Here is a 26,215-nt window from a genome sequence, read left to right as displayed (position 1 = left end):
GCAATTTTTCAGTCACCACATTGTAACGTAACGGTCATAGAGGCGCCGCACCGCCACGCAGGCGGTGGAGACGATGACCCATGCGCCTGTCCCTTTTGCTTCTGCCCCTGCTTGCTACGCTGGCACTGCCCAATGCCGCCCACGCCAGCGAGGATGAACAATTATGGACCACTGCCAATGCGACGGTGAAGCTGGGCGACAAATGGCGGCTGTCGCAGGAAGTCGTCCTGCGCTTCAGTGATGACCGCAAGGGGCTGTATGAAGTCGAATCCAATACGCTGGTCGGCTACAAGATCGGCAAGCAGGTGACGCTATGGGCGGGCTATACCCATGACCCGCAATATGCAGGGGGCGACTTCACCGTCATGGAGCATCGCGGCCGCCAGCAGATCACCGCCGACAATATTCTGAAAATCGGTCGCGGCACGCTCAGCGCGCGGATGCGGATGGAGGAGCGCTGGCGCGACGGCGTCGATGGAACGGCCTATCGCCTGCGTCCCTATGTGAAGTTCGTGCTGCCGTTTCAGGACGGCAAAAAGACCGCGCTGGTGCTCAGCCATGAAAGCTTCTTCGATCTCAACAAGACCAATTTCCAGCGGGTCCAGGGCGAAGAACGGATGCGCAATCTGATCGCCATCACCACGCCGCTCGCCAAAAATGTGAATATGGAAATCGGCTATCTCCACCAGCACGGCTTCCGCCCGTCGGCCGACGACAGCAATGACCATGTCGCGTCTGTGTCGCTGGGGTTCAGCTTCTAGGCGATGATTCTGGGCAAGACGCCCGACCTCCGTTTCACGGCGACATCAATCTGCCTTGACGATCGGCGTTTAAGGGTCGCCCTGTCCTACACCACCCCCGTCTGTTACAGTTCCGCCCGTCCCGCTCTTTCCTATCGTCCGTTTCACCCCCGCCGCCGCGCCGGGGGCCGCGCAAGGTTTCGCCTGAAATTTGCATATATGAATATGGGCGAAGTTTGCGAAGTTCCGCCCCCGCGCCTATAGCCCCGGCCATGACCGCCGAACCCTTTGCCAGACAGCTGGTCGCGCTCGAATCGCGTGGCCGGTTGCGCCGTCTGATCCCCCGGACGGGCCGCGATTTCGCTTCCAACGACTATCTCGGCCTGTCGGGCGATCCGATCATTGCAGGCGCTGTTGCCGACGCGATCGGGCGCGGCGTGCCGGTCGGGTCCGGCGGATCGCGACTGCTGCGCGGCAATGCCCCCGAACATGAAGGGCTGGAGGCGAAGGCCGCCGATTTCTTCCGCACCCAGGCCACCCTGTTCGTCGCCAATGGCTATGTCGCCAATCTGGCCCTGTTCGCCACCCTGCCCCAGCGCGGCGACCTGATCGTTGCCGATGAACTGATCCACGCCAGCGCCCATGACGGCATCCGCATGAGCAAGGCGACCGCCGTGTTCGCCCGCCATAATGACGTGCAGAGCTTTGCCGACCTGATCGCCGCCTTCCGCGCAGAAGGGGGAAAGGGGCGCATCTGGATCGCGGTCGAAACACTCTACTCCATGGATGGCGACATTGCCCCGCTCGCCGATCTCGCCAAATTGGCGGCCAGGCATCACGGCATGCTGATCCTGGACGAAGCCCATGGCACCGGCGTATTCGGTCCGGGCGGGCGCGGCCTGTCTGCCGGGCTCGACGGGCTGCACAATGTCATCACCCTGCACACCTGCGGCAAGGCGATGGGCGTCGAGGGCGCGCTGATCTGCGGCCAGCGCATCCATATCGACTATCTCATCAACCGCGCCCGCGCCTTCATCTTCTCCACCGCGCCATCGCCGCTGATGACGGTCGCCGTGTCCGCGGCATTGGACCGGATCGAGGAAGCGGACGACCTGCGTGACCGGCTGGCGACGTTGCGGCAGGACGCCGCCGAATCGATCTGCGGCCCGCTCGGCCTGCCCACCCCGCGCAGCCAGATCGTGCCGGTCATATTGGGCGACGACGCCCGCACCATGGCCGCCGCCGCCGCCCTGCAGGAAGCCGGCTTCGACGTGCGCGGCATCCGCCCGCCCACCGTCCCGCCCGGCACCAGCCGCCTGCGCATCTCGCTGACGCTAAACGTCAGCCGCGCCGACATCGCCGCGCTGGGCCGCGAATTGCAAAGGATCGTGCGATGAGCATCCATGTCGTCACCGGCACCGACACCGGCATTGGCAAGACCGTGTTCGCCGCTGGCCTGGCGGCGGCGCTGGGCGCACATTACTGGAAACCGATCCAGGCCGGCGTGGAACCCGACGGCGACAAGGAGGAGGTTGCCCGCCTGTCCGGCCTGCCCGCCAGCCACATCCTGCCCGAAGCCTATCGCCTCAATACCCCCGCCTCCCCCCATCTCGCCGCCCGGATCGACGGGGTTGAAATCTCGCTCGACCGACTCGCCCTGCCGCAGGTCGATGGACCGCTGGTCATAGAGGGCGCTGGCGGCCTGCTGGTGCCGGTCAACGAACAACTGCTGATGGCCGATCTGTTCGCCCATTGGGGTCAGCCCGTCATCCTGTGCGCCCGCACCGCACTCGGCACGATCAACCACAGCCTGCTCAGCATCGAAGCGCTTCGCGCCCGCAACGTGCCGATCGCGGGCATCGCCTTCATCGGCGAACCGCATAAGGAAAATGAACGGATCATCCCGCAGCTGGCCAATGTCCGCAGCCTTGGCCGCCTGCCCTTGCTCGATCCGCTGAACCCCGCCACGCTGGCCGCCGCGTTCGCCAGCCACATCCGGCTTTCCGATCCTTTCAACGGCCGATAATATTCGACCAACGACATGGACAGGACTGTTGGACAGGCGTTCAACGTCCCGTCATGCCGGGCGCGCTACGTTGCGCCTACTGCCAAGCAAGGGATGCTTTGATGAAACACCTTTTCCTGCGCGCCGCCGCCTCCGCGCTGGCGCTGACCGCCGCTATCGCGCACGCGCAACAGCCTGCCCCCTCGACCGCGACCCCCGCCACCGCCACCGCCAAGCCGACTTATGGCAGCTACGGCTTCGACGCCGCAGGCATGGACCCGTCGGTCAAGCCCGGCGATGATTTCTACCTCCACGCCAACGGCACATGGGCGAAGAACACCCCCATTCCCGCCGACAAATCCAACTATGGCGCGTTCAACACACTGGACGAACTGTCGCGCGCCCGCACCCGCGCGATCCTGGAAACGGCCAAGGACGATCCCGACAGCAAGATCGGCGCGGCCTATGCCAGCTATCTGGACACCGCCGCGGTAGAGGCCAAGGGGCTGGCCCCGATCAAGCCCTGGCTGGGCGAAATCAAGGGCGTGAAGGACAAGGCCGGCTACGCCCTTGTCGCCGCCAAGGCCGCCCGCGCGGGGATCAGCGGCCCGTTCCGCTTCTATGTCGGGCAGGACGATAAAGACCCCGAAACCTATATCCTCTCCATGAGCCAGGGCGGCCTCGGCCTTCCCGACCGCGACTTTTATCTGGATGAAAAGCCGGAAATGGCCAAGATCCGCGCCGCCTATGTCGCGCATCTGGAGAATATGCTGACACTGGCGGGCGAAAGCGACGCCAAGGCGCGCGCCGCCGCGCTGATGGCGTTCGAAACGGAGATCGCCAAGGTTCACTGGACCCAGATCGACAGCCGCGACGCGGACAAGACCTATAACAAGCTGACGCTGGCCGCGCTGCAAAAGGCCGCACCCGGCTTCGACTTTGCCGCCTATTTCAAGGCCAACGGCCTGACCCCGACAGAACTGCTCGTCGCCCAGCCGTCCGCCATTACTGGCGAGGCCGCGCTGATCGCCAAGGCGCCGATCGGCGTTTTGAAGGACGCGTTGTTGCTGCGCAGCCTGCACGCCTATGCCGACAAGCTGCCCGACAGCATCGCCAACGCCGACTTCGCCTTTTACGGCACGACCCTGTCCGGCACGCCGGAACGTGAGGCGCGCTGGAAGCGGGGCGTCGATTTCCTCAAGGATTCGCTCGGCGAAGAAGTCGGCAAAGTCTATGTCGCGCAATATTTCCCGCCGGAAACCAAGGCGGCGATGGACGTCCTGGTCAAAAATGTGCTCGCCGCCATGGGCCGCCGCATCGACGGCCTGCCATGGATGAGCGACACCGCCAAGGCGCGCGCGCACAAGAAGCTGGCCGCCTTCACCCCCAAGATCGGCTATCCCGACAAGTGGCGCGATTATACGGGCCTGACCATCCAGCGTGACGATCTGCTGGGCAATGCGATGCGCGCCAACCAGTTTGATTTCGACTATAATATCGGCAAGCTGGGCAAGCCCATCTATCGCTGGGAATGGGGCATGACCCCGATGGAGATCAACGCCTACGCCAATTTCGGCATGGTCGAGATCGTCTTCCCCGCCGCCATCCTGCAACCGCCCTTCTTTGATCCCCATGCCGACCCGGCAGTCAATTATGGCGGCATCGGCGCGGTGATCGGCCATGAATTGAGCCATCATTTCGACGATCAGGGCGCGAAATATGACGAGACCGGCAAGCTCAACCAGTGGTGGACCGAAGCCGATGTCGCCAAGTTCAAGGGGCTGACCGACAAGTTGGTCAAGCAATATGACGCCTATGAACCCTTCCCCGGCGTGCATGTGAAGGGTGCTTTCACGCTGGGCGAGAATATCGGCGATCTGGGTGGCCTCGCGGTCGCACTCGACGCCTATCATGCTTCGCTGGGCGGCAAGCCGGCCCCGGTGATTGACGGCATGACCGGCGACCAGCGCTTCTTTCTGGGCTGGGCGCAGGTATGGCGGCGCAACTATCGGGAGGCGAACCTGCGCCAGCGACTGGTTACCGATCCCCACGCCCCGTCACAGTATCGCGCCGACATCGTGCGCAATTTCGACGCCTGGTATGACGCCTTCAAGCCTGCACCCGACGGCAAGCTGAGCCTGAAGCCGGAAGATCGGGTGAAGATCTGGTAAGGGCCGCACGGGGGATGGTCATGGGCAAGGGCTTGGCCTAAAGCCGCGCCATATGACCTCCCCCGTCTGGCACCCCTTCACCCAGCATGGCCTGAACGAGCCGATCCCCCATGTCGTGCGCGCCGAAGGGGCGTTGCTGCATCTGGCCGATGGCAGCAGTCTGATCGACGCGATTTCGAGCTGGTGGGTGACGACCCATGGCCATTGCCATCCGCGCATCGCCACCGCCATCGCACAGCAGGCCGGGCAACTCGATCAGCTGATTTTTGCCGGTTACACCCATGAACCGGCCGAAACAGTCGCCCGCGAATTGATAGAGATCGCGCCACGATCGCCCGATAGCGACCCGCTGGCTTACGTCTTTTTTTCCGACAGCGGCTCAACGGCGGTCGAAGTCGCGCTCAAGATGGCGCTGGGCTATTGGCACAATCTGGCGCTCGATGGACAGGCGCAGGCGCGCAGCCGCATCCTGGTGCTGGAACATGGCTATCATGGCGACACGATCGGCACGATGTCGGTGGGCGAACGCGGTGTCTATAATGCCGCCTGGACGCCATTGTTGTTCGATGTCGGCACCATTCCCTTCCCTGCGCCTAGCAAGGAGCAGGCCAGCCTCGACGCGCTGGAAGCGGCCTGCCGCGACAAGCCAGCGGCCTTCATCGTCGAGCCGCTGATCCTGGGTGCGGGCGGAATGCTGCTCTATCCGCCGCATGTGCTGCGCGACATGGCCGCCATCTGTCGTCGCCACGACGTGCTGTTCATCGCTGACGAAGTCATGACCGGCTGGGGCCGCACCGGCACGCTGTTCGCCTGCGAACAGGCGGGAGTAGTGCCGGACATTATGGCGGTGGCGAAGGGCATAACCGGCGGCGCGATCCCGCTCGCCGCGACACTGGCGACAGCCCGCATTTTTAAGGCACACAGATCGACCGACCGCGCCCGGCTCTTCTACCATTCGTCCAGCTACACCGCCAACGCCATCGCCTGCGCCGCTGCCGTGGCAAATCTCGCCATCTGGCGCGAAGAGGATGTGCGTGGGCGACTCGCTGCGCTGGCCGATGGCATCACGACGCGGCTCGCTTCCTTGGCGCAGCATCCCGCCTTCGCCAATCCGCGCCAGCTGGGTACGATCGCGGCGATCGACATCGTCACACCGGATGCGGGCTATCTGTCCGACCTCGCGCCACGGCTTCGCGCCTTCTTCCTGCAACATGGCCTCTTGCTGCGGCCATTGGGCAACACCATCTATCTGATGCCGCCCTATTGTGTCGACGAACAGCAGCTGGATCGCATCTTTGCCGCACTCGTCGCAGCAGGCGATCATTTCAGCGCATGAAGCCGCCTTTCATTTTGCATGAATTGGCGCTATGGCGACGCGATTTTTTGAATTCGGGATATTATGGCCAAAGAAGAACTGCTTGAAATGCGCGGACAGGTTGTGGAGCTTCTCCCCAACGCCATGTTCCGCGTCCGGCTTGAGAATGATCATGAGATCCTCGGCCATACCGCTGGTAAAATGCGCAAGAACCGCATCCGCGTCCTCGTGGGGGACGAGGTGCTGGTCGAACTCACGCCCTACGACCTGACCAAGGGTCGGATCACCTACCGCTTCAAATAAGCCAACGGGTGTCAGGCCCGATGCGGCTCATTCTTGCTTCCGCTTCCCCACGGCGCCTGGCGCTGCTGGGGCAGATCGGCGTTGCGCCCGATGAGGTAGACCCCGCCGATTGCGACGAAACGCCGCGCAAGGCGGAATTGCCGTCAGTCTATGCCGCGCGGGTTGCCGCGGACAAGGCAGCGATTGTCGCGGCGCGGCATCCGGGCGCGTTGATCCTGTCAGGCGACACGGTCGTTGCCGCCGGTCGGCGCATATTGCCCAAGGCGGAAACGGCAGAGGAGGCGCGCGCCTGCCTCACCTTGCTGTCCGGGCGGCGACATCGCGTGCTGAGCGCGATCACGCTGATCGACGCAACGGGGCACGCACGGCATCGCCTGTCGACCAATATCGTTACCTTCAAGCCGCTGGAACGCAGCGAGATCGACCGCTATATTGCCAGCGAAGAATGGCGGGGCAAGGCGGGCGGCTATGCCATACAGGGTCGCGCTGCTGGCCTGATCCGCGCAATTCAGGGCAGCCACAGCGCGATCATGGGCCTGCCGCTTTACGAAACCCGTACGCTGTTGAAGGCGGCGGGCTATGCTCTCGATTAGGAATAGACATGGCCGAATGGCTTTATGAAGAAGGCATTGGCGAATCCCGTGCCGCGCTCGTGGAAAATGGTCGCCTGGTCGAGGCGCTGATCGAGCGGGAAACTGGTGGCGTGCGCGCAGGCGCGGTAGCGCAAGGGCGCCTGACCCAGACGCTCATCCCCAAGAAGCGCGGCATTGTCCGGCTGACAAGCCAGGAAGAGGTGCTGATCGAACCAATGCCGCCGCGCACGTCGGAAGGGTCGACCGTGCTGGTCGAAATATTGCGCGAGGCTATCCCTGAAGAAGGCCGTCCCAAGCGCGCCAAGGGCCGGATCGCGCAACCAGGCAGCAAGCCGCATGCCGGGCCAAGCCTGCTGCAACGGCTGCGCGCCACCGGCGTCCCCGTCGTCCCCTGCCCCGCGCATGAGGAGGACCGGCTGGAAGCGGTTGGCTGGACCGAATTGATGGAAGAGGCGATCAGTGGAGATGTCGGCACGGAAGCCGCCGCGCTGCGTCTTTACGTTACGCCAGCCATGCTGCTGATCGACGTTGACGGGTCGCTGCCACCTGCCCAGCTTGGTCCCAAGGGCGCCAAGATCGCGGCGCAGACGATTCGCCGCATGGGACTTTCCGGGTCGATCGGCATCGACCTGCCAACCATGAACAACAAGGATGAGCGGATGATCGCCGCGGCGCAGATCGACAAATATCTGCCGCTACCGTTCGAGCGCACGGCGGTTAACGGATTTGGCTTCCTCCAGATCATCCGCAAGCGCGAGCGGGCCAATCTTATCGAACTGCTGCGCGCCGATCCGGTCGAGACGGCGGCACTGGCGCTGCTGCGCCGGGCGGAGCGGCACGGCAATGGCGGCGCGGTGACACTGACCGCTGCTCCTGCGATCATCGACCTGCTCCATCGCAAGAGTGACTGGATCGAGCAATTGGCCAAGCGGCGCGGCGGTGCGATCACCCTGACGGCGGACGCGACGCTGGCGTTGGGGGCGGGTCATGTCGCCTAAAGCCGCCGCCTGCCCGGTCTGCCGCCAGCCCGTAAAGCCCGAAACCCGCCCTTTTTGCAGCCCCGCCTGCCGCGACCGCGACCTGCTGCAATGGCTGGGCGAAGGCTATCGCGTGCCCGGGCCAGCGGCAGACGAAGGGATGCAAAAAAGCAGCGATTATGGGCTAGACAGCGACGCAGATTGACGACTATAGGCACGCTTCCATCGGGCGGAGCCATCCGCAGTTGGCCGTGCCTGGATAGCTCAGTTGGTAGAGCAAGCGATTGAAAATCGCTGTGTCGGCGGTTCGAATCCGTCTCCGGGCACCATTTTTTCCTCATCTTCATCACGCCAACCGCGGCCGATATGGCAGTGGGCGATTGCGCTGACCATGCGGCGGCTTTAGCCTTGGGCTTGCCCCCCTCCTGCCGCGAGTGCTTGTCCGTCGATGCGTCTGTTTGCCCGTTGTCTTGCTATTTTGTCGGTCCTGCTTTCGTCCAGCTTTGCCAGTGCGGCGCCCGCAACCCGAGCGACGCCCGGCTATATCCGGGTGGCGATCGAGACGTCGGTGGGGACGATCACCGTGGCACTCGATACGAAGCGCGCGCCGCGGACGTCGGCCAACTTCCTGACCTATGTGGATGACGGACGGTTCGATGGCGTGACCTTCTATCGTGCGGCGCGGCGCAAGAGCGATCCGAAACAAGGACTGATCCAGGGCGGGATCGATATGGACGTGCGGCGATCGCTGCCGCCGGTGGTGCATGAGCCGACCAGCCAGACCGGGATTCGCCACCTGGACGCCACCTTGTCCATGGCGCGGCCCAATCGGACCAATTCGGCGATGGGCAATTTCTTCATCACCATCGGCGCGACCCCAACGATGGATGCGCGCGAAGGATCTATCGGCTATGCCGCGTTCGGCCATGTCGTCGGCGGGATGGACGTGGTCAAAAAGATATTGGCGGTGCCGACCTGTTGCGGAACCGGACCGATGCGGGGGCAGATGATCATAAAGCCCGTAAAAATCCTGCGAGCGCGGCGGATCGACGGGAAGCCGAAACCGACGCGCGGGGTTAAGCCGTGGCTGATCGGGTTGAAAAGGCCGACAGTGAGATAGACATAGGTAGCGCAATGTTGCGCGGGAGGCCGGGATGGCGGGACGGATCAGGATCGGCATTGGCGGCTGGGTGTTCGAGCCGTGGCGCGGGACTTTCTATCCCGCCGGGCTGCGGCAGAAGGATGAACTGGCCTATGTCGGGCAACATCTGACGGCGACCGAGATTAACGCGACCTATTACAGCACGCAGAAACCGGCGACGTTCGCGGGTTGGGCGAAGGCGGTCCCGGACGGCTTCCAGTTCGCGGTCAAGGCTTCGCGCTACTGCACCAACAGGCGGGTGCTGGCGGAAGCGGGCGAATCGGTCGGCAAGTTTGTCGGGCAAGGCATCGCCGAACTGGGCGACCGGCTGGGTCCGATCTTGTGGCAGTTCATGCCGACCAAGGCGTTCGATCCCGACGATTTCGGCGCGTTCCTGAAGCTACTTCCCGCCAGCGTCGATGGCGTGCCGCTGCGCCACGCGCTGGAAGTGCGGCACGCCAGTTTTGACGATCCGGCCTTTCTGGCAATGGCGCGGGACGCGGGAGCGGCGATCGTGCTGGCGGATCATGAGACCTATCCGGCGATCCGGGGTGCCGATGTCGGCTTTTCCTACACGCGGCTGATGCAGACATTGGAGGACGAAAGCACGGGCTATAGCGCGGCGGCGCTGACGGACTGGGCGGAACGGTTGCGGACGCAGGCCGCGGCAGGCGATGCCTTTGCCTTCTTCATCAGTGGCGCGAAGGTGCGCAATCCCGCGGCGGCGCTGGCGCTGAGTGCGGCCATATAGTCACAGTCTGTTGCATTTGTTGCAATCGAAATGCCGTGCTTTGCGATTGTTACAAAATCATGACGGGCGCATAGGCCCGGTCCGCCCATATGGGGCGGCAATGAACGATCATATTGGAGTTAAATATGCGACAGGCTTTTCAGGGCGCTGCGCTGGTGGTTGCGGTTGGCGTGCAGATGCTGACCTTCTATTCGGTGCTTTACGCCTGAGCGCTATCCGCGCTCATCTCTACCCCGACTCGTCGGGATATTAAAAAGCCGCCCAGGGCCAATGCCGGGGCGGCTCTTTTATTATGGAACGACTGTGATCCAACTTGGCGTTGGCTCAGCCTTCAGCAAGCCAGCCAGCCAGCAGATAAGCCACAACACCGACCGGGCCGAGTGCGCAGAGCGTCAGCAACACAGTGGCGACGCGGATCAGCGTGACGTCAATTCCCGTGCGGTTGCACAAGCCCGCGCACACGCCCATGATCTTGCCGTGGCGACGGTCGAGGGTGAAGCTGTTGTTCATGAATCTGGCCTTCTGGTAATGCAGTTGAAAATACGGGTCGATTAGGCGATCGGCAGGACCGGCACGGCAGCGCTGACGAACAGGCTGGCGACGAGGAAAGCGCCGACAAGAGCGACGGCGGCGTTGTGGACCTTGGCGATGGACATGGTAGAAACTCCCTGATTTTTGGCTGGTCGGATGATCCGGCCTTGATGCCAAACAGGATTGCAGGAGCCGTGCCAGTTTCACTTTTCCCCGGAAATTCGCGATTTTCAGGCGCCATGCCGGCAGGTTCGTCCGCGTTCATTTCCATCAGTTGGGGAAATTTCCCGTTTATCGGTATAATTTTCACAGGAGCGGCATGAGCAGCCCCTTGCTTTTCGTCTATGGCACGTTGCGCCCCGGCTTCGACGGGCCGATGGCGCGTTGGCTGCGCAGCATGGCCCCCGCCGTCGGTTTGGCCACGGCGCGCGGCTCGCTATATCGGGTGGAAACCTATCCCGGATTCGTCCCCGATGATGCAGGCGAGGTGATAGGTCATCTGTTCGCCCTGCCCGACACGGCAGCGCTACTCGCCCGACTGGACGAATATGAGCAATGTACCGTGCATTTCCCCGAACCGCATGAATATCGGCGGGAGAAGGTGACGGTGCAGACCCCCGATGGCCCTATCGAGGCCTGGACCTATATTTACACGCGCGACGTGACCGGGCTGGAGCGGATTGCGAGTGGGGATTTTCTGGCCGGATAGTCCGGCACCCGTTCGCCCTGCGCTGGTCGACGCCTTATCCCCTTCGCGAAGGAAAGGACTGTCTTTTGGCAGGCGCGCGCGAACGGGTGTCAGCAGGGTCCGCCTATTTCTGCTTCATCGCCTGCACCGCCGCCAGCGTGGATTTGACATGTTCGGCATAGTTCATTTCCGAATGGACGAAAGCGATCCGGCCAGACGGGGCGATGACATAGGAGGTACGGTCGGTCATGCCCGGCCGCATCTTGAGCGCGACGTCATAGCCCGACACGATCCCCGGCCCGGCCGAAGCAACGGCGAACTTGCCCGCGCATTCCTTGGTCGAAAACGCCACCAGATCATCAACGGGGTCTGCCGACATGCCGATGACGGTCGCGCCGGCTGCCTTGAACTTGTCGATATTCTCGGCAAATTCGCGCGCTTCGGCCGAACAGCCCGGCGTGAACGCCTTTGGGAAGAAATAGAGGACGACAGGGCCGCGCTTCAACTGATGCGACAGGGTCAGGGTAAAAGTCTTGCCCGCCTGCGCACCGCGCGTGGTGAAATCGGGTGCCTTGGCCCCGACGGCAAGGGCAGCCATGGCCCCGCTCGATCCCAGCAGGGTCGCGGCGGCGGCAAGCAACAAGGTTAGACGCTTCATCATCAGGCTCCTTAAACGGACGGTCAGGCGGCGGGCGCGGGCGGCTCCCACAATTCGATGGCATTGCCTTCGGGATCATGAATGCGGGCAAAACGCCCGACATCGGGATGATCCCATTCCGCATTGGTGATGACGGCAATACCCGCATCCCGCAAGCCGGTCAGAAGGGAATCGAGATCGGACACGCGCAGATTGATCATGAACGCCTTGTCCGCGGCAAAATAATCGCTGTCGGCCTTGAACGCGGCAAACACCATCGGTCCGCCCAATGTTCGCCAGGTCCATTCGTCAGGCTGGGCGTCGGGATCGGACACGCAGCCCGCACCCACGCCCAGATGCGTGCGATACCAGGCGTTGAGCGCATCCGGATCATGCGCGCGAAAAAATAGTCCGCCCATTCCCAGCACCGGCATGCCATGCTTTCCTTCCTTCATGATCGGGCCGGAGGATAGCATGGCCGCAAAGGTCCGTCACGGCAGGAGACAGGAACCGCCGGGCGTTTCGCCGGTTCTTGCATGATGCGCCCTGCCCTTGCCCTGCTGCCGGTGATCGCCCTTGCTGCCTGCGACAAGCCTGCCGACAAGCAGACATCGCAACCCGGCGTCGTGGCCAATATCAATGCTCCGATCGAGCCTGCGCCGGAAGCGCCGCCGCCAGCCAACGTCACGGCGCCAACACCATCGCCCGACCAGGCGACATCGGGGAAGATTCCGATCGATCTACAGGGTCGCTGGACCGGGGTGAGCAATCAGTGCGGGGACAGGGCGGCCGATCTGGAACTGAACATCCTGCCCGACCAGCTGGTTTTTCATGAAAGCGTCGGCACGGTCGAAGCGGTAACGCCCGGCGCGAAAGGCGAAGTCGCGGTCAAGGCGGCATTCACTGGCGAAGGTCAAAGCTGGACCCGCACGTTGACGCTGCAACCGGCGGCGGACGGTGCGACGCTGACGATCGTCAATGACGGAGCGGCGGTGACGCGCAAGCGCTGCTAAACGCTTTCCCATGGCGATGGACCGGGCTACAGCCGGACGATGATCGGCCGCCTGACCCTGAGCGATTTCCGCAATCATGCGGACGCGCTGATCGTGCCCGATCATGGCTTCATCCTGCTGACCGGCGACAATGGCGCGGGCAAGACCAATATATTGGAGGCGGTGTCGATGCTGGCGCCCGGACGCGGGCTGCGCGGCGCGGCGTTGCGGGCCATGGCGCGGCAGGACGGGCCGGGCGGATTTGGCATCGCGGCAGAGGTGGATGGGGTCGTGCTGGGCACCGGCGTGGTCGCTGCGACGCCCGACCGGCGGCAGGTGCGGATTGGCGGGGTAGCATCATCGGCCAATGCACTGGCCGACCATCTGTCGATCGTATGGCTGACCCCGGCGATGGACCGGCTGTTTCTGGACAGTCCCGGCGGGCGGCGGCGTTTTCTGGACCGATTGACGCTGGCGCTGCATCCAGCCCATGCCACCCACAGCGCGCGTTATGATGCAGCGATGCGGGCGCGCAACCGACTGCTCGCCGACCAGCGCCGGGCCGATCCGGCCTGGCTGAGCGCACTGGAGGCACAGATGGGCGAGCATGGCGCGGCGCTGGCGGCAGCGCGCAGCGATCTGGTCGCGCGGCTGAACCTGGCCCTGGCGGGGCAGCCCGACGCACCCTTTGCCCGTCCGATGATCGCGATAGAAAGCGAGGAGGATGGCAGCGACCTGCCCCTGGCCGAACGGCTGGCGCGGGAAAGGCGGCGCGATGCGGCGGCGGGTCGCACCTTGTCCGGGCCACACCGGCACGACCTGTCAGTGCTCCACATCGCCAAGGGCCAGCCAGCCGCCCTGTGTTCGACCGGTGAGCAAAAGGCTTTGCTGCTGTCGATCCTGCTGGCTCATGCCACGCTGGTCGCCGCGCATCGCGGCCAACCGCCCGTGCTGTTGCTCGATGAAGTGGCCGCGCATCTCGACCCGTCGCGACGGGCCGCCTTGTTCGACCGATTGGAACATACGGGCGGGCAGGTATGGATGACAGGCACGGAATCTAGCCTTTTCAACGAATTATCATCTGCAACCCGGCTGACAGTAACGGCGGGTCATGTTTTTCGTTCCGCAATATAACCCGCCACCGCAACGACTCGTCGCCCGGCACTTTTCAACGCGCCCTGGCTCTGCCCTAAAGCATCTCAACGGGGCAAAAGCCTGAATCAAAAGTCGGGGTCGCATTCGCATGATCGTTAGTTTTCAACGGCTTATCGCCGCTGCTATGCTTGCGCTCTCTTTCCTGATCGTTACGCCTGCGACCGCTGGTGTTCTGCAATGCGTTCCGTTTGCTCGTCAGGTGTCGGGCATCCAGCTCCACGGCAATGCAAATACCTGGTGGGACCAGGCGCGGGGCCGTTATGATCGCGGTCATGAACCGCGTGTCGGCGCTGTCCTGTCCTTCGCCTCCAGCCGCGCCATGCCGGTCGGTCATGTCGCGATGGTGAGCAAGGTGGTCAGCCCGCGCGAAGTGCTGCTGACCCATGCCAACTGGTCCTATCGCGGCGGTATCGAACGCGATGTCCGCGCCGTGGACGTGTCCGCCAACAATGACTGGTCGGATGTCCGCGTATGGTATGGCCCGATCGGCAATCTGGGGCTGCGCTCCAATCCGGCAAACGGCTTCATCTATGCCGACCAGCCCAAGGACATCGAACAGCCGGTGCAGGTCGCCATGGCTGACGCCGTCACCGATACGAGTGTCACCGGCGCTGCCCGTTCGGCTTTCTGAACGGCTTAACCTCTTCATAAAGGGTCCGATCTAGGATCGATCCCGGTGGGGCGATTCTTTAGGTTTCGGAATCGCATATGGTTCGACAGTTACGCTGGGCGGCAATGTGCCTGCTGTCTGGTCTGAGCGCGGCGCCCCTGTTGGGTGCGAGCGCATTGCAATGCGTGCCTTACGCGCGCATTGTGTCAGGGGTGGAAATTCGCGGCGACGCGCTGACCTGGTGGGACCAGGCAGCGGCGCAGTATCAGCGCGGGCATGAGCCGAAAAAGGGTGCTGTGCTGGCCTTTCGGCCAGTCGGGCCGATGACATTGGGGCATGTCGCCGTGGTCAGCCGCGTGCTGGACGACCGGCGCGTGCTGATCCGCCATGCCAACTGGTCAGCGCCGGGCGCGATTGAGGAGGATGTGCTGGCGATCGACGTGTCGGATGCGGGCGACTGGAGCCAGGTGCGGGTGTGGCATAGCCCGACCGCGCAGATGGGTGCGCGCACCAATCCGACATTCGGCTTCATCTACCCGGCCAAGGCGAAGCTGCACGAATTTACGCCCGACCCGGCGTTGGGCAGCAGCATCCGCTTTGCCCGTGTCGATCGCGACCAGTGGGACGATGTACGCCTGCCTGCCGGAGTGACGCCGTCGCGCAGTACGCCAACTTATACGCGCGGTCAGCCAGCGGCGCCGAAAATGGCACAGGCCAAGGCGACGGCGCGCAAGGCCGCGCCGAAATTGGAGACCGACCCCTTCATCGTCGAATATGCCGACAGCACCCCATCGCAACGGACGCTGAGCGCGATCATCGCCGATGTGAAGCGGGAAACGAGGCTGAACTGACCGACGCTAATGCGCCGATGCCGGTCACTCGGCGTCGGCGGATTTCTCTTCGGACGGTTCCGCTGGGTTCTGGAACCAGGCTTCGACCGGGCCGCTCAGCTTGATCGTCAGCGGATTGCCGTGGCGGTCGCGAGTCTTGCCGGCGGCGACGCGAATCCAGCCTTCGGAAATCGAATATTCCTCGACATCATTGCGTTCGCGTCCCTTGAAGCGAATGCCGATCCCGCGCTGAAGGACGTCCATGTCAAAATGCGGGCTGCGCGGGTTGGTGGAAAGATGATCGGGGGGCGTATCGCTCATGGTCATATGCTTCCTGCAATGTTGCGCCCGCGCCTAGCCGTTTGCCCGCGATGCTGCAACCCGCCTCCGGTTGGCGACGGGTTGCTGGCTGGTCATGCCATTAGCGGCAGATGCGCACGCGCACGTCGCGGCGGCGATAATAGTCGTAGCGCCATTCGGTCCAGCAGCGCTGGCGATAGCCACGATAATAGCGGCGATTGTCGCGCCAGTCGCGCCGATGGCCGCGCCAGTGGCGGCGATTGTCCCACCGGCCATTGTTCCAGTGGTGCCCACGGTCGCCGCGCCAGCCGTCACGATAGCCGCCATGATATTGTGCCTGCGCCGGGACTGCCATGCTCAGCCCCGCCACGGTCAGGCCAAGCGCCGCGGCACCTTTCCAGATGATGTTCATATCCTGCTCTCCTCACTGCCCCGCCGCTCCAGAGGCAGGACCATGAGGGGACAATGGCTCAAGCCGACTGAACCGTCCGCGAACGCGCCATTTAGCGGCGGTTCAGCCAGTCAGCGGCCCTGAAGCGCGGCTTCCGTTTCCTGCATATAATCGCGGGTGATCGGCAGAGTGCGCCGGTTGCGGGCATATTGAACCTGGTAATTGACCATGCCGCCATGTTCGAACACCGTCGCCGCGCCCGCCAGATAGAAGGTCCAGAGGCGAAAAAACCGTTCGTCGTACAGCGCGATGATATCCGCCCGGCGGGCCATCGCTCGCTTGTACCATTGGCGGATGGTCAGGCCATAATGGATGCGCAGCACCTCCACATCCGTAACCATCAGCCGCGTACCCTCGCTGCCGGCCACCATTTCCGACAGGGCCGGGATGTAGCCGCCGGGGAAGATATATTTCTGGGTGAAGGCGTCGGTGGTGCCCGGCCCGCCCATGCGGCCGATCGTGTGGACCAGCATCACCCCGTCCGGTGTCAGCAGATCATGGCATGTGTTGAAGAAGGTGCGGTAATGGGCCGTGCCGACATGTTCGAACATGCCGACCGACACGATTCGGTCGAACGGGCCGGTCATGTCGCGATAGTCGATCAGTTCGAAGCGGACATGGTCTGAAACCCCCGCGTCGGCCGCCCGCTGCCGTGCGATCTTGAGCTGTTCTTCCGACAGGGTGATGCCCGTCACATCGACGCCGCAGGTGCGGTGCAGGTAGAGCGCCATACCGCCCCAGCCACAGCCGATATCCAGCACCCGCATCCCCGGTTTGAGCAGCAGCTTGGCGGCGATATGGGCCTTCTTGTCCTCCTGTGCCTGATCCAGGCTGATGCCCGCTTCATTGTCCGCGTCGGGCCAATAGGCGCAGCTATATTGACGGTCGCGGTCGAGGAAGAGGGCGTAGAGCGCGGCGGACAGGTCATAATGATGGGCGACATTGGCCTTTGCCCGCGCCTTGTGATTGGCGCGCCACAATTTTTGCCGGACGGTGCCAAGGCCGCGCGCCAGCACATTCTTTGCGTCGATGGAACGGCCGCTTTCCCATGGATTATTGGCGCGGACCATGGAGAGGAACTCCATGATGCCGCCACCCTCGATCGTCACCCGCCCGTCGATATAGGCTTCGGCCATGCCCAGTCGCGGATCGCGCACAATGTCGAAGACGACCCTTTTATCCTGCAACCGCAACGCCAGATCGGGAAAGGCCGGATCGGCTTTTCCGACGGTGAAATGCGCGCCATCTGGGGTAAAAATGGTCAATTGGCCACGGGTGACCAACCGTCGCAATATTCGCTCGAACAGTGTCATGACGATACCTTGTCACTCACAGGAACGCAGATCAAATCCCCGCATACCAATCATAACCGGCATAATCCTCCCAAAAGCCGCCCTTGCCCTTGCCGATGCCGTCCAGGGTCGCGACGGCCTCGATCCCCATCAGATATTTGGCCTGCTTATACCCCAATTGCCGCTCGACGCGCAGCCGGAGCGGGGCGCCGTTGGCGACCGTCAGCGGGCGATCGTTAAGCGCATAGGCAAGGATCGTCTGGGGATGAAAGGCATCGAGCCGATCGATACTTTCATAATAAGACCGCCCCCCGCCCATATCGTCGGCACAGCGAAAGACGAGATAACGCGCGCGGTCACTCAGTCCCGCAGCCTCCAATATCGATTTGAGCGGAACGCCGCGCCATTTGCCGATCGCGCTCCAGCCTTCGACGCAATCATGGCGGGTGATCTGGGTGCGGTGAGGCATCGCCTGCAACTGGGCCAAAGACAGCGACAGCGGGCGCGCCACCAGTCCGGTCACAGGCAGCCGCCAATCGGCAAAGCCGCTGCGCCATAATGCCTTATAGGCGGGCGTATTGGGATTGGCCGTACCGTTGGCGCGGAAGATAGGCGAGATCTGATCGGGCCGGAATTCCTGCGCCAGCGCGTCGCGCGCCATCAGGCTGCGCTGCGCCCAGCGATGGAAATTTTCGGCCGAGAAAAGGGCCTCCCGCACGGCCTCGTTACGGCCAAGCCGGTCGCATCCCGCCAGCGTCGCTGTGGCGCCCAACAGCAAATGGCGGCGGGTGAGAATCATGGGCGTTCCTCCGGCACGAGATAGCGGCCCGTGATCATCGATCGCACCTCGTTCACCGGCCCGGCAAGAAGCACCATCAGGATATGGACGAGGAAAAAGGCGACCAGCGCGAAGGCGGCGATAAAGTGGAGCGAGCGCGCCGATTGCCGTCCGCCGAACAGATCGACCAGCCATGGCCACGCCGCATTCATGCCCGGCGCCATGGTCAGCCCGGTCAGGATGATCAGCGGCAACAGAATGAAGATGACGCCGATATAGCTGGCCTTTTGCAGCACATTGTAGCGCAATGCCGCGTCGCCGGTGGGAAAGCGCAGCCGCGCGTGGTCCTTGATGTCCTGCCAGATGTGACGCGGGGCGAGATCATCGCGACGGAAGGCGAGATCGCGCACGATGTGCCGGTTGGCGAGGCTCCAGAGCATGTAGAAGAGCAGCGCAAAAGCAAAGATCGGCGCGGCGGTCAGGTGCCAGTGGCGCGACATGGCCAGATTATAAAGCGCAGGCAGCGTAAGCCATCCGGGGAAGCGATCCAGTTCGAGCCAGGCGGCATCGAAATTCGCACCATATTGCCCCCAATAGAGACGAGGATGGGCGTTGAAGATGCCCAGCCCGCTGGTGAACAGCGTGTAGAGCAGGGCTGCGTTCAGCCAGTGCCACAGCCGCGTCGACAGGCGGTGCCGCTTGACTGTGCCGGTTGCCTTCTTGGGGGTCTGGCTGTCCATGGTCCCTATCCTAACCGATCGCGCGGCCCAGTCCACGGCTGTTCGCAATGGCGCGCCGCCTGCCATTCCATCATGTTGTTACACTTTTGCAACAGACAGTTGAAATCATTTGAAATAAAGACCTTGCCCCTTTGCAAACGAAAAGAGCCAACCTAGATGGCGACTGCGCGACGCCGATGCCGATCGCCACCATATAAGCCACTGACAAGGTGGATATATGGGCAAGAGGAACCATGTTATTTTTATCGCTATTTCTTTGCATCGAACCTGAACGCCGGATGAATTAGCCATTCGGCCATGAATATATATTGAGGACTTTATGAAAACTGTGATTTTCGCAGCGATCGCTGCTGCCTGTGTTTCGGCCCCTGCTTTCGCTCAGGATGCTGCGCCCTTCACCGGGCCGCGCGCGGGCGTGACGCTGGGCTATGACAATGCGGGTGACGAGGACGGCTTTGCCTATGGCGTGACCGCCGGCTATGACCTGGCGCTCGCACCGCGCATCACCGGCGGCGTCGAAGTCAGCCTGGGCGACACCACTGTCGGCGATTCCGGCGTGGAAATCAGCCGTGATCTCGCCGCGTCGCTGCGCCTCGGCTTCGCGGCCACCCCGCGCGTCCTGGCGTTCGGCAAGGTCGGCTATGCCACCACCCGCATCGAAACGCTGGGCGTTGGCGCGGCGTTCGAGGGCGTCCGTTTCGGCGGCGGTCTGGAATTTGCCGCGACCCCCAACACTTATATCTCGGCTGAATATCAGCGCACCGAATATGAGCAGAATATCGGCGGTCGTGACGCCGCGATGGTTGGCGTCGGCTTCCGTTTCTGATCCTTGTCGATCAGTTTGGAATAAGGGAAAGGGCGGTCCGTTGGGCCGCCCTTTTTCTATGCAGGCAAGGGCCGAAGGTCCGGTGCGACCCAGCCCCTGCGCGCCGCAACCGACATCAGCGTCGCGCGCGACCAGTAAGCGAACAGCCAGTCCTTGTTCCCCAGCGGCGACGCCATCAGCGCAGCGAAGGCGCTGGCGGGCGTTGAGTCCGGCGGCAGGGCGGCGAGTGTCATGCGGGTCATGTGCAACGATGCCTGGGTGATGGTTTCATGATAGCCGCCCATGTCGCTGTTCACCCCGCCCACACTCTCATTATAGCGGCGGATCATGTCGGGCATATCGCGTTCCGGGACAATGTCGGGACGTTGGAGGATCAGCCAAAGGGCGGTCGCAAAATGCGCGCCGTGGGTCCAGGCCGCCTTGGGCAGGGTGCAGGCGCAAAAGCCTGTCACCAGCCACTCAATCTCTTCATCGGTCATCATCAGTCCCCCACAATGAAAAGCCCCGCCGTTGCGGGCGGGGCTTGCTGCATCCTGTCGCCGTGGGGCGACGGTCAGCCGAGCGCCGCCTGCTTTTCCTCGGCCAGCCGGTCGAGTTCGGCGCGACTTTTCTTTTCGCTGGCCGATTTGAGTTGTCCGCAGGCCGCCATGATGTCGCGCCCGCGGGGGGTGCGGACCGGGGCCGAAATGCCGCCTTCGAACACGATGCTGCTGAACGCGCGAATCCGGTCGGGCGTCGAACATTCATAGTCCGTGCCGGGCCAGGGGTTGAACGGGATCAGGTTGACCTTGGCCGGCAACTTATACTTACGGATCAGGCGGACCAGTTCCCGCGCATCCTCATCGCTGTCATTCTTGTCCTTGATCATCACATATTCAAAGGTGATGCGGCGCGCATTGCTGGCCTTGGGATAGTCAGCGCAGGCCTGGAGCAGTTCCTCTATCCCATATTTCCTGTTGATCGGGACCAGTTCGTCGCGCACTTCCTTGGTCACGGCATGCAGCGAGACGGCCAGATTGACGCCGATTTCCTCGCTGGCGCGCGCCATCATCGGAATGACGCCGCTGGTCGACAGGGTGATGCGGCGGCGCGAGAGGGCAAGGCCATCGCCGTCCATGACGACTTTCAACGCATCGCGGACATGCTCGAAATTATAAAGCGGTTCGCCCATGCCCATCATGACGATATTGGTCAGCATCCGCCCGTCGGGCGAATATTGGGGGGCGTCCTCATCCTCATCGTCCGGCACCGCGGCGGCGCTGCCCATATTCCCCTTGGGCCATTCGCCCAGCGCATCGCGCGCCAGCATGACCTGACCCACGATTTCGCCGGGCGTCAGGTTGCGGACCAGTCGCATCGTGCCGGTGTGGCAGAAGCGGCAGTTGAGGGTGCAGCCCACCTGGCTCGACACGCACAGCGTGCCGCGATCGGCATCGGGGATGAACACCATTTCATAATCCTGCCCGTCGTCCGACCGGAGCAGCCATTTGCGCGTGCCATCGTTCGAAACCTGCGCCTCCACCACCTGCGGGCGACCGACGACAAAGCGCTCGGCCATCCAGCCGCGCATCGGCTTGGCAAGGTCGGTCATCGCTTCAAAGTCCGTCTCGCCGCGATGATAGAGCCAGTGGAACAGCTGTTTGGAGCGCAGCTTGGCGGCTTTTGCGTCCAGCCCCGCTTCCTCCAGCACGGACTTGATCTGCGGGCGCGACAGGCCGAGCAGGTCGGTGCGGCCATCGGCGCGCGGCGTCACGGCGCGCGGCACGGGCACAGGGTCTACAAGGCCGGGAATCGGCATGATGGGGTTGGCGGCTGATTGCATGATCGCGCCCATAGTCGATTTTCGCCGACGATTAAAGCGTTGCCGCTTTACCGCAGCCGCGCGCACCCCAGCGCGGCCGCGTCGATCGCGGTCGCAGCGCCGCGCAAGGCGTAGGCGTCGGCAAAGGCGCGGCCCTGCGCGTCTTTGGTCTGTATGCTCATGCTGCTGGCGGATCGCATGGCGGCGATGATCGTGGCGTCGCCGCGGGCGTCGGCGGCCCAGGCGTCGCTGCGCCCCGCGACCAGGGTGAAGCGGCGTTCGCCGACGGTCAGCGTCACTGGCGCCTTGTCCGCACGGTTGCGGCTCAGGCGGAAATGGACCTGGCCGCGCACCCTCTGCCGTGGCCAGGTGCCGACCGCTGCGAAGCCCGGACTGACCCGCCCGGCGCGCTTGACGGGGCGGGCAATGGCATAGCAGCGCGGCGTGGCGGGATCCCGGAACGCCCCCCAGGTTTCGAACATGCCCAGCGAATCGCGCGCGAACGCAGGCGATGCGACCAGCAGCAAGATCATCAGACAGGCGGCGATGCGGCTCATCTGCCAAGGCAGAGCGCACCCTGTCCCGTTTTGCAAGGGTGCTGCTGCGCGAAAGCGCGAGCGAGTGCTTGCCCATGCCGCAACAGCGGTTATGAAGAACCATCCATCATAGTCACCCGGATTCGACTGCATCCGGGCACTTGCAGAAAAAGAAACGGACAGAACAGGGACATGAAGGCCACCATCGAACGCGCGACGCTGTTGAAGAGCCTGAGCCACGTCCAGTCGGTGGTCGAGCGGCGCAACACGATTCCGATCCTGTCCAACGTGCTGATCGAAGCGTCGGCGGATGGCGCTATCAAGCTGATGGCGACCGATCTGGACCTGCAGGTGGTCGAAAGTATTTCGGCGCAGGTGGAGCAGGCTGGCGCGACCACCATATCCGCCCACACTTTGTTCGACATTGCGCGCAAGCTGCCCGAAGGTAGCCAGGTGTCGCTGGCGGCGGCCGATGGCAAGATGCTGATTCAGGCGGGGCGCGCGCGCTTCAACCTGTCCACCCTGCCCCGCGACGATTTCCCGGTGATCGCCGAGGGCGACCTGCCGACCAGCTTCGAACTGCCCGCCGAAACATTGAAGCAGATCATCGACAAGACGCGCTTTGCCATTTCGACCGAAGAAACGCGCTATTATCTGAACGGGATTTATTTCCATGTGTCCGATGATGGCCAGCCAGTGCTGAAAGCCGCGGCGACCGACGGACATCGCCTGGCACGCGTCACCGTGCCTCGTCCCGATGGCGCGGACGGGATGCCCGGTATCATCGTCCCGCGCAAATGTATCGGCGAACTGCGCAAATTGCTCGACGAGGTCGAAGGGTCGGTGCAGATTTCGCTGTCCGCCAGCAAGATCCGCTTTGGCCTGGGCAGCGCGATCCTGACCAGCAAGCTGATCGACGGCACCTTCCCCGACTATAGCCGCGTCATCCCGACCGCCAACGACAAGCTGCTCAAGATCGACCCGCGCAGCTTCGAGGAAGGGGTTGATCGCGTTGCGACCATCGCGACCGAAAAGACCCGCGCGGTCAAGATGAGCCTGGACCGCGACAAGATCACCCTGTCGGTCACCAGCCCCGAAAATGGCACCGCCGCCGAAGAAGTGTCCGGTGTGTTTCAGGGCGAGGGTTTCGACATCGGCTTCAACGCGCGCTACCTGCTCGACATATTGGGGCAGATCGACAGCGAAACAGTGGAACTGCATCTGGCCGATGCCGCCGCACCTACGCTGATCCGCGAGAATGACCGCAGCCCGGCGCTCTATGTATTGATGCCGATGCGGGTGTGACCAAAGCCATGTCTAACGAGCGCGTTTAGTGTCGTTAAACATGCAAAAGTCCCCTTATTTGAAGTAATTCTATGTAAAGGAACGGGCGTTAAACAACGCGCATGTCTCGATTGCGCGCGTCCCTGTCCGATACTCCCTCCCGCTCCATGTCCCTCATGGTCGCGCTGGGGCTGGCAGAGAGCGGGACCGAGGTGGCCGCGTCCTGGATTTCAGGCGCTTTCGTCCAGATCGCCCGGCTATGGCCGCTGATCCTGCTGTCCAAGCTGTGCGTGATAAGCCTGCTGGGCATTCCACTCTTCCGTCCCGATGATGCGCAGCAATTCGGCGTCCTGCTCGTGATGCTGCTGGTGGACGGCGCGTTGATGCTGGTGCCGCGCTGGCCCGTGTTTCAGGAGCGGATGCCCCACGTCCAGAATTGGCTGATGCTGCCAATGCTGTTCCTGTCCGGCCTCAGCTTCAGCCTGTGGTTAAAGCATGATCCGAAAACGGTGTCGGACTCGCTGTTCCTGGCCGCTGTGCCCGAACTGGCGGTCGCGCTGCTGGCGGTATGCATCGTGGGCGACCGCCGTTTGTTGGGGATCAGCTATTTTCTGGGTGCGCTGCTTGTGTCGGTGGCGGCAAAGGCGGGCCCGGCGCAGATCGGCCTGCTGGTGAGTTGTATCATCGTCATGGCTGTCGCCACGCTGCGACAGGCGACGGCGGACCGCGAGCGGGCCATCGAACGCCAGCGGCAGGACTTGCGTGCGCAGCGATCTGACCGGCTTTTGCAGGAGCATGAGCGCACCGGGCGCGGCTGGTTCTGGGAAACCGACCGGCAGGGTTGCCTAACTTATATTTCCGATACGCTCGTGCGCACATTGGACGCGCCCAAGGGCGGGCTGATCGGCCGGCCGATCACTGAAATGATCCGTCCCGGCGACAAGCAGCAGGGCGATGGGGAGCGCACGCTGGGTTTTCACCTGTCGGCGCGCACTGGCTTTTCCGACATTTCCGTCCGCGCCGCCATGGCGAAGGAGGAGCGCTGGTGGTCGATTTCCGGCCAGCCGGTATTCAATGAATATGGCCAGTTCCACGGTTTTCGCGGATCAGGCACCGACCTGACCGAAATGCGTCGCAGCCAGGCGGAAGTCACGCGGCTGGCCCAGTTCGATTCGCTGACCGGCCTCGCCAACCGCATCCAGATGCTGCGTTCGTTGGAGCAGGCTGTGGCCGACCGGCATGGCAAGGCGGGCGATTGCACGCTGATGATGCTGGACCTGGACCGGTTCAAGAGCGTCAACGATACGCTGGGCCATCCGGCAGGTGACGCGCTGCTGCGGCAGGTGAGCCAGCGATTGCAGCGGGTCGTCGGCGACCGGGGACTGGTCGGGCGTCAGGGCGGTGATGAATTCAAGATACTGCTGCCGGGTCGCCAGGATCAGGCGCAACTGGCGCAACTGGCGCAGAACATCATCGCCACCGTGTCGCAACCCTATTCGATCGAGGGAACGGCGGTCGTCATCGGCGTGTCGATCGGCATTTCATCTTGTCCGCAGGACGGGGTGACAGCCGATGCGCTGATCCGCAACGCCGACCTGGCGCTCTATGCGGCCAAGGGCAATGGCCGCGGCGTCCACCGTTTCTATTCGTCGGACATGCATGCCGATGCCGAAGATCGCCGCCAGCTGGAGGAGGATCTGCGCCACGCGCTGGCCGCCGACGGGCTACATCTGGTCTACCAGCCGGTGGTGTCGTCCAAGACGGAGCAGATTGCCGGCTATGAAGCGTTGCTGCGCTGGGAACATCCGGTGCGGGGGCCGATTTCCCCCGCCCTGTTCATCCCGATCGCGGAGGATACCGGCCTGATCGCGCAAATCGGCGAATGGGTGCTGCGCACCGCCTGCCGAGACGCCGTCCAGTGGCTCGATGACATCCGCGTTGCGGTGAATGTGTCGCCGACACAATTTGCCAATCCCGGTTTTCCGTCCACCGTCATGAATGCCCTGGCCAGCGCGCAATTGGCGCCGGAACGGCTGGAGCTGGAGATCACCGAAAGCGTATTCCTGAACGACGATGACGGCACTGACGCCATGTTTGCGCGGCTCAAGGCGTTGGGCGTGCGGCTGGCACTCGATGATTTTGGCACCGGCTACTCCTCGCTCGGCTATCTCAAAAAGGCGCCCTTCGACAAGATCAAGATCGACCAGAGCTTCGTGCGCGGAGCCGCGACCAAGGGCAGCCGCAACAGCGCGATCATCAAGGCTATCGTCAGCCTGGCCGAAGCGCTGGGCATGGATACGACGGCCGAAGGCGCGGAGACGCAGGATGAACTGGCGTTGATCCGGCAATTGGGGTGCAGCCATATTCAGGGCTATATCTATGGCCGCCCGATGCCCGCCGCCGACGTTCTGGCAAGTCAGCGCGTCAATGGTTCGGCGGCGGCGGCGGACGGCTTCCAGTCCAGTCGTCCCGCGCGCAAGACCATGTTGCGCACGATAGCCGTGCATCATGACGGCCATGTCTATACCGGACGGGTCCGCAACATATCGTCAACCGGCGCCCTGATCGAAGGGTTGTGGAACGTGCCGCTGGGCACATTGTTCGCGATCGAACTGAGCGAAGGCCAGTTCGTCAACGCCACAGCCCGCTGGTCGAAGGACGACCGCATGGGCGTAGAGTTTGCCGGAGCGGTGGACCTTGGAGCGCTGCGCAACGCGCCCAAGGCATTGGCATCCTGACGGCGTCGCAACTGTCGGTTTCAGCAATAA

General features: G+C 63.2%; 30 protein-coding genes and 1 tRNA gene. 20 read left to right on the top strand and 11 right to left on the bottom strand.

The features are described from left to right. Positions 1-80: 80 nt before the first annotated feature. The 12 genes from SX1_RS05335 (at position 81) to SX1_RS05280 (ending at position 9,996) form a co-directional block, all read left to right on the top strand. Complete coding sequence (locus SX1_RS05335) at positions 81-761, top strand: DUF2490 domain-containing protein (RefSeq protein ID WP_019052231.1); 681 nt, start codon at positions 81-83, stop codon at positions 759-761. A 251-nt stretch (positions 762-1,012) separates the two neighbouring features. Beyond that, positions 1,013-2,137: an 8-amino-7-oxononanoate synthase gene (locus SX1_RS05330; protein ID WP_017181116.1), complete on the top strand. Its 1,125-nt coding sequence runs from the start codon at positions 1,013-1,015 to the stop codon at positions 2,135-2,137. After that, positions 2,134-2,766 carry a dethiobiotin synthase gene (bioD, locus tag SX1_RS05325; RefSeq protein ID WP_019052230.1) on the top strand — a complete coding sequence of 211 codons (633 nt, stop codon included), beginning with the start codon at positions 2,134-2,136 and terminating at the stop codon, positions 2,764-2,766. Before SX1_RS05330 ends, bioD begins: the two co-directional genes overlap by 4 nt. 101 nt (positions 2,767-2,867) lie before the next feature. After that, positions 2,868-4,916 carry a M13 family metallopeptidase gene (locus SX1_RS05320; RefSeq protein ID WP_019052229.1) on the top strand — a complete coding sequence of 683 codons (2,049 nt, stop codon included), beginning with the start codon at positions 2,868-2,870 and terminating at the stop codon, positions 4,914-4,916. Between the two features lie 52 nt (positions 4,917-4,968). Next, positions 4,969-6,252, top strand: coding sequence for an adenosylmethionine--8-amino-7-oxononanoate transaminase (locus SX1_RS05315; RefSeq protein WP_019052228.1), 1,284 nt, complete (start codon positions 4,969-4,971; stop codon positions 6,250-6,252). A gap of 63 nt (positions 6,253-6,315) precedes the next feature. Then, positions 6,316-6,534 (top strand): translation initiation factor IF-1, encoded by a 219-nt coding sequence (infA, locus tag SX1_RS05310; RefSeq protein ID WP_003049127.1) that lies wholly within the window; start codon positions 6,316-6,318, stop codon positions 6,532-6,534. 20 nt (positions 6,535-6,554) lie between these two features. After that, complete coding sequence (locus tag SX1_RS05305) at positions 6,555-7,127, top strand: Maf family protein (protein ID WP_019052227.1); 573 nt, start codon at positions 6,555-6,557, stop codon at positions 7,125-7,127. Between the two features lie 8 nt (positions 7,128-7,135). Then, positions 7,136-8,125 (top strand): hypothetical protein, encoded by a 990-nt coding sequence (locus SX1_RS05300; protein ID WP_019052226.1) that lies wholly within the window; start codon positions 7,136-7,138, stop codon positions 8,123-8,125. Further along, the gene (locus SX1_RS05295) at positions 8,115-8,309 is read left to right on the top strand and encodes a DNA gyrase inhibitor YacG (RefSeq protein WP_019052225.1); all 195 of its coding nucleotides are present in this window, start codon (positions 8,115-8,117) and stop codon (positions 8,307-8,309) included. The genes SX1_RS05300 and SX1_RS05295 overlap by 11 nt, the downstream gene beginning before the upstream one ends. Before the next feature lie 48 nt (positions 8,310-8,357). After that, positions 8,358-8,433 (top strand) — tRNA-Phe (locus tag SX1_RS05290). Between the two features lie 119 nt (positions 8,434-8,552). Next, on the top strand, positions 8,553-9,224 hold the full coding sequence (locus SX1_RS05285) for a peptidylprolyl isomerase (protein WP_019052224.1): 672 nt from the start codon (positions 8,553-8,555) through the stop codon (positions 9,222-9,224). Between the two features lie 34 nt (positions 9,225-9,258). Further along, positions 9,259-9,996: a DUF72 domain-containing protein gene (locus SX1_RS05280; protein ID WP_019052223.1), complete on the top strand. Its 738-nt coding sequence runs from the start codon at positions 9,259-9,261 to the stop codon at positions 9,994-9,996. A 324-nt stretch (positions 9,997-10,320) separates the two neighbouring features. On the opposite strand, the gene SX1_RS05270 is transcribed toward SX1_RS05280, so the two are convergent. Beyond that, a complete protein-coding gene (locus SX1_RS05270) occupies positions 10,321-10,506 on the bottom strand; it encodes a PspC domain-containing protein (RefSeq protein ID WP_019052222.1) in 186 nt (61 codons plus the stop codon). A 340-nt stretch (positions 10,507-10,846) separates the two neighbouring features. On the opposite strand from SX1_RS05270, the gene SX1_RS05260 reads away from it, so the two are divergent. After that, complete coding sequence (locus SX1_RS05260) at positions 10,847-11,236, top strand: gamma-glutamylcyclotransferase family protein (RefSeq protein ID WP_019052220.1); 390 nt, start codon at positions 10,847-10,849, stop codon at positions 11,234-11,236. Between the two features lie 103 nt (positions 11,237-11,339). On the opposite strand, the gene SX1_RS05255 is transcribed toward SX1_RS05260, so the two are convergent. After that, positions 11,340-11,873: a peroxiredoxin gene (locus tag SX1_RS05255; RefSeq protein WP_017181128.1), complete on the bottom strand. Its 534-nt coding sequence runs from the start codon at positions 11,871-11,873 to the stop codon at positions 11,340-11,342. Between the two features lie 23 nt (positions 11,874-11,896). Beyond that, the gene (locus SX1_RS05250) at positions 11,897-12,286 is read right to left on the bottom strand and encodes a VOC family protein (protein ID WP_026002055.1); all 390 of its coding nucleotides are present in this window, start codon (positions 12,284-12,286) and stop codon (positions 11,897-11,899) included. A gap of 102 nt (positions 12,287-12,388) precedes the next feature. Here SX1_RS05250 and SX1_RS05245 point away from each other — a divergent pair, with 102 nt between their 5' ends. From SX1_RS05245 to SX1_RS05230, 4 genes are all read left to right on the top strand, one after another. Continuing rightward, positions 12,389-12,865, top strand: a complete 477-nt coding sequence (locus tag SX1_RS05245; protein ID WP_019052217.1) for a hypothetical protein — start codon at positions 12,389-12,391, stop codon at positions 12,863-12,865. Positions 12,866-12,904: 39 nt separating this feature from the next. Then, positions 12,905-13,978: a DNA replication/repair protein RecF gene (recF, locus tag SX1_RS05240; RefSeq protein ID WP_019052216.1), complete on the top strand. Its 1,074-nt coding sequence runs from the start codon at positions 12,905-12,907 to the stop codon at positions 13,976-13,978. A gap of 109 nt (positions 13,979-14,087) precedes the next feature. Then, a complete protein-coding gene (locus SX1_RS05235; protein ID WP_026149529.1) occupies positions 14,088-14,630 on the top strand; it encodes a CHAP domain-containing protein in 543 nt (180 codons plus the stop codon). A 77-nt stretch (positions 14,631-14,707) separates the two neighbouring features. Next, positions 14,708-15,460: a CHAP domain-containing protein gene (locus tag SX1_RS05230; RefSeq protein ID WP_026149528.1), complete on the top strand. Its 753-nt coding sequence runs from the start codon at positions 14,708-14,710 to the stop codon at positions 15,458-15,460. A gap of 24 nt (positions 15,461-15,484) precedes the next feature. Here SX1_RS05230 and SX1_RS05225 read toward each other — a convergent pair whose 3' ends face one another. The 5 genes from SX1_RS05225 to SX1_RS05205 all read right to left on the bottom strand — a co-directional run bounded on the left by SX1_RS05225 (position 15,485) and on the right by SX1_RS05205 (position 19,000). Next, a complete protein-coding gene (locus SX1_RS05225; protein ID WP_017181134.1) occupies positions 15,485-15,760 on the bottom strand; it encodes a DUF3297 family protein in 276 nt (91 codons plus the stop codon). Positions 15,761-15,860: 100 nt separating this feature from the next. Beyond that, positions 15,861-16,151, bottom strand: coding sequence for a hypothetical protein (locus tag SX1_RS05220; RefSeq protein ID WP_017181135.1), 291 nt, complete (start codon positions 16,149-16,151; stop codon positions 15,861-15,863). A gap of 110 nt (positions 16,152-16,261) precedes the next feature. Next, a complete protein-coding gene (locus tag SX1_RS05215; RefSeq protein ID WP_019052212.1) occupies positions 16,262-17,503 on the bottom strand; it encodes an SAM-dependent methyltransferase in 1,242 nt (413 codons plus the stop codon). Between the two features lie 31 nt (positions 17,504-17,534). Further along, on the bottom strand, positions 17,535-18,281 hold the full coding sequence (locus tag SX1_RS05210) for a molybdopterin-binding protein (protein ID WP_019052211.1): 747 nt from the start codon (positions 18,279-18,281) through the stop codon (positions 17,535-17,537). Then, positions 18,278-19,000: a cytochrome b/b6 domain-containing protein gene (locus SX1_RS05205; protein WP_019052210.1), complete on the bottom strand. Its 723-nt coding sequence runs from the start codon at positions 18,998-19,000 to the stop codon at positions 18,278-18,280. Before SX1_RS05205 ends, SX1_RS05210 begins: the two co-directional genes overlap by 4 nt. Before the next feature lie 319 nt (positions 19,001-19,319). On the opposite strand from SX1_RS05205, the gene SX1_RS05200 reads away from it, so the two are divergent. Next, the gene (locus tag SX1_RS05200; protein WP_019052209.1) at positions 19,320-19,826 is read left to right on the top strand and encodes an outer membrane beta-barrel protein; all 507 of its coding nucleotides are present in this window, start codon (positions 19,320-19,322) and stop codon (positions 19,824-19,826) included. A 56-nt stretch (positions 19,827-19,882) separates the two neighbouring features. On the opposite strand, the gene SX1_RS05195 is transcribed toward SX1_RS05200, so the two are convergent. From SX1_RS05195 to SX1_RS05185, 3 genes are all read right to left on the bottom strand, one after another. Further along, positions 19,883-20,305: a hypothetical protein gene (locus SX1_RS05195; RefSeq protein ID WP_026149527.1), complete on the bottom strand. Its 423-nt coding sequence runs from the start codon at positions 20,303-20,305 to the stop codon at positions 19,883-19,885. 74 nt (positions 20,306-20,379) lie between these two features. Continuing rightward, positions 20,380-21,648, bottom strand: a complete 1,269-nt coding sequence (gene rlmN / locus SX1_RS05190; protein ID WP_026002059.1) for a dual-specificity RNA methyltransferase RlmN — start codon at positions 21,646-21,648, stop codon at positions 20,380-20,382. Between the two features lie 47 nt (positions 21,649-21,695). Then, a complete protein-coding gene (locus SX1_RS05185) occupies positions 21,696-22,184 on the bottom strand; it encodes a hypothetical protein (protein ID WP_019052207.1) in 489 nt (162 codons plus the stop codon). Between the two features lie 171 nt (positions 22,185-22,355). Here SX1_RS05185 and dnaN point away from each other — a divergent pair, with 171 nt between their 5' ends. Beyond that, entirely contained in the window at positions 22,356-23,468 is a 1,113-nt protein-coding gene (gene dnaN / locus SX1_RS05180) for a DNA polymerase III subunit beta (RefSeq protein WP_017181143.1), read from the top strand. 101 nt (positions 23,469-23,569) lie between these two features. Beyond that, a complete protein-coding gene (locus tag SX1_RS05175) occupies positions 23,570-26,185 on the top strand; it encodes an EAL domain-containing protein (RefSeq protein ID WP_026149526.1) in 2,616 nt (871 codons plus the stop codon). Positions 26,186-26,215 lie beyond the last annotated feature (30 nt).

Source organism: Sphingobium xenophagum NBRC 107872, assembly GCF_000367345.1.
In the GTDB taxonomy this organism is placed as follows: Bacteria; Pseudomonadota; Alphaproteobacteria; order Sphingomonadales; family Sphingomonadaceae; genus Sphingobium; species Sphingobium xenophagum.
This window is presented reverse-complemented; position numbering and strand designations above follow the sequence as displayed.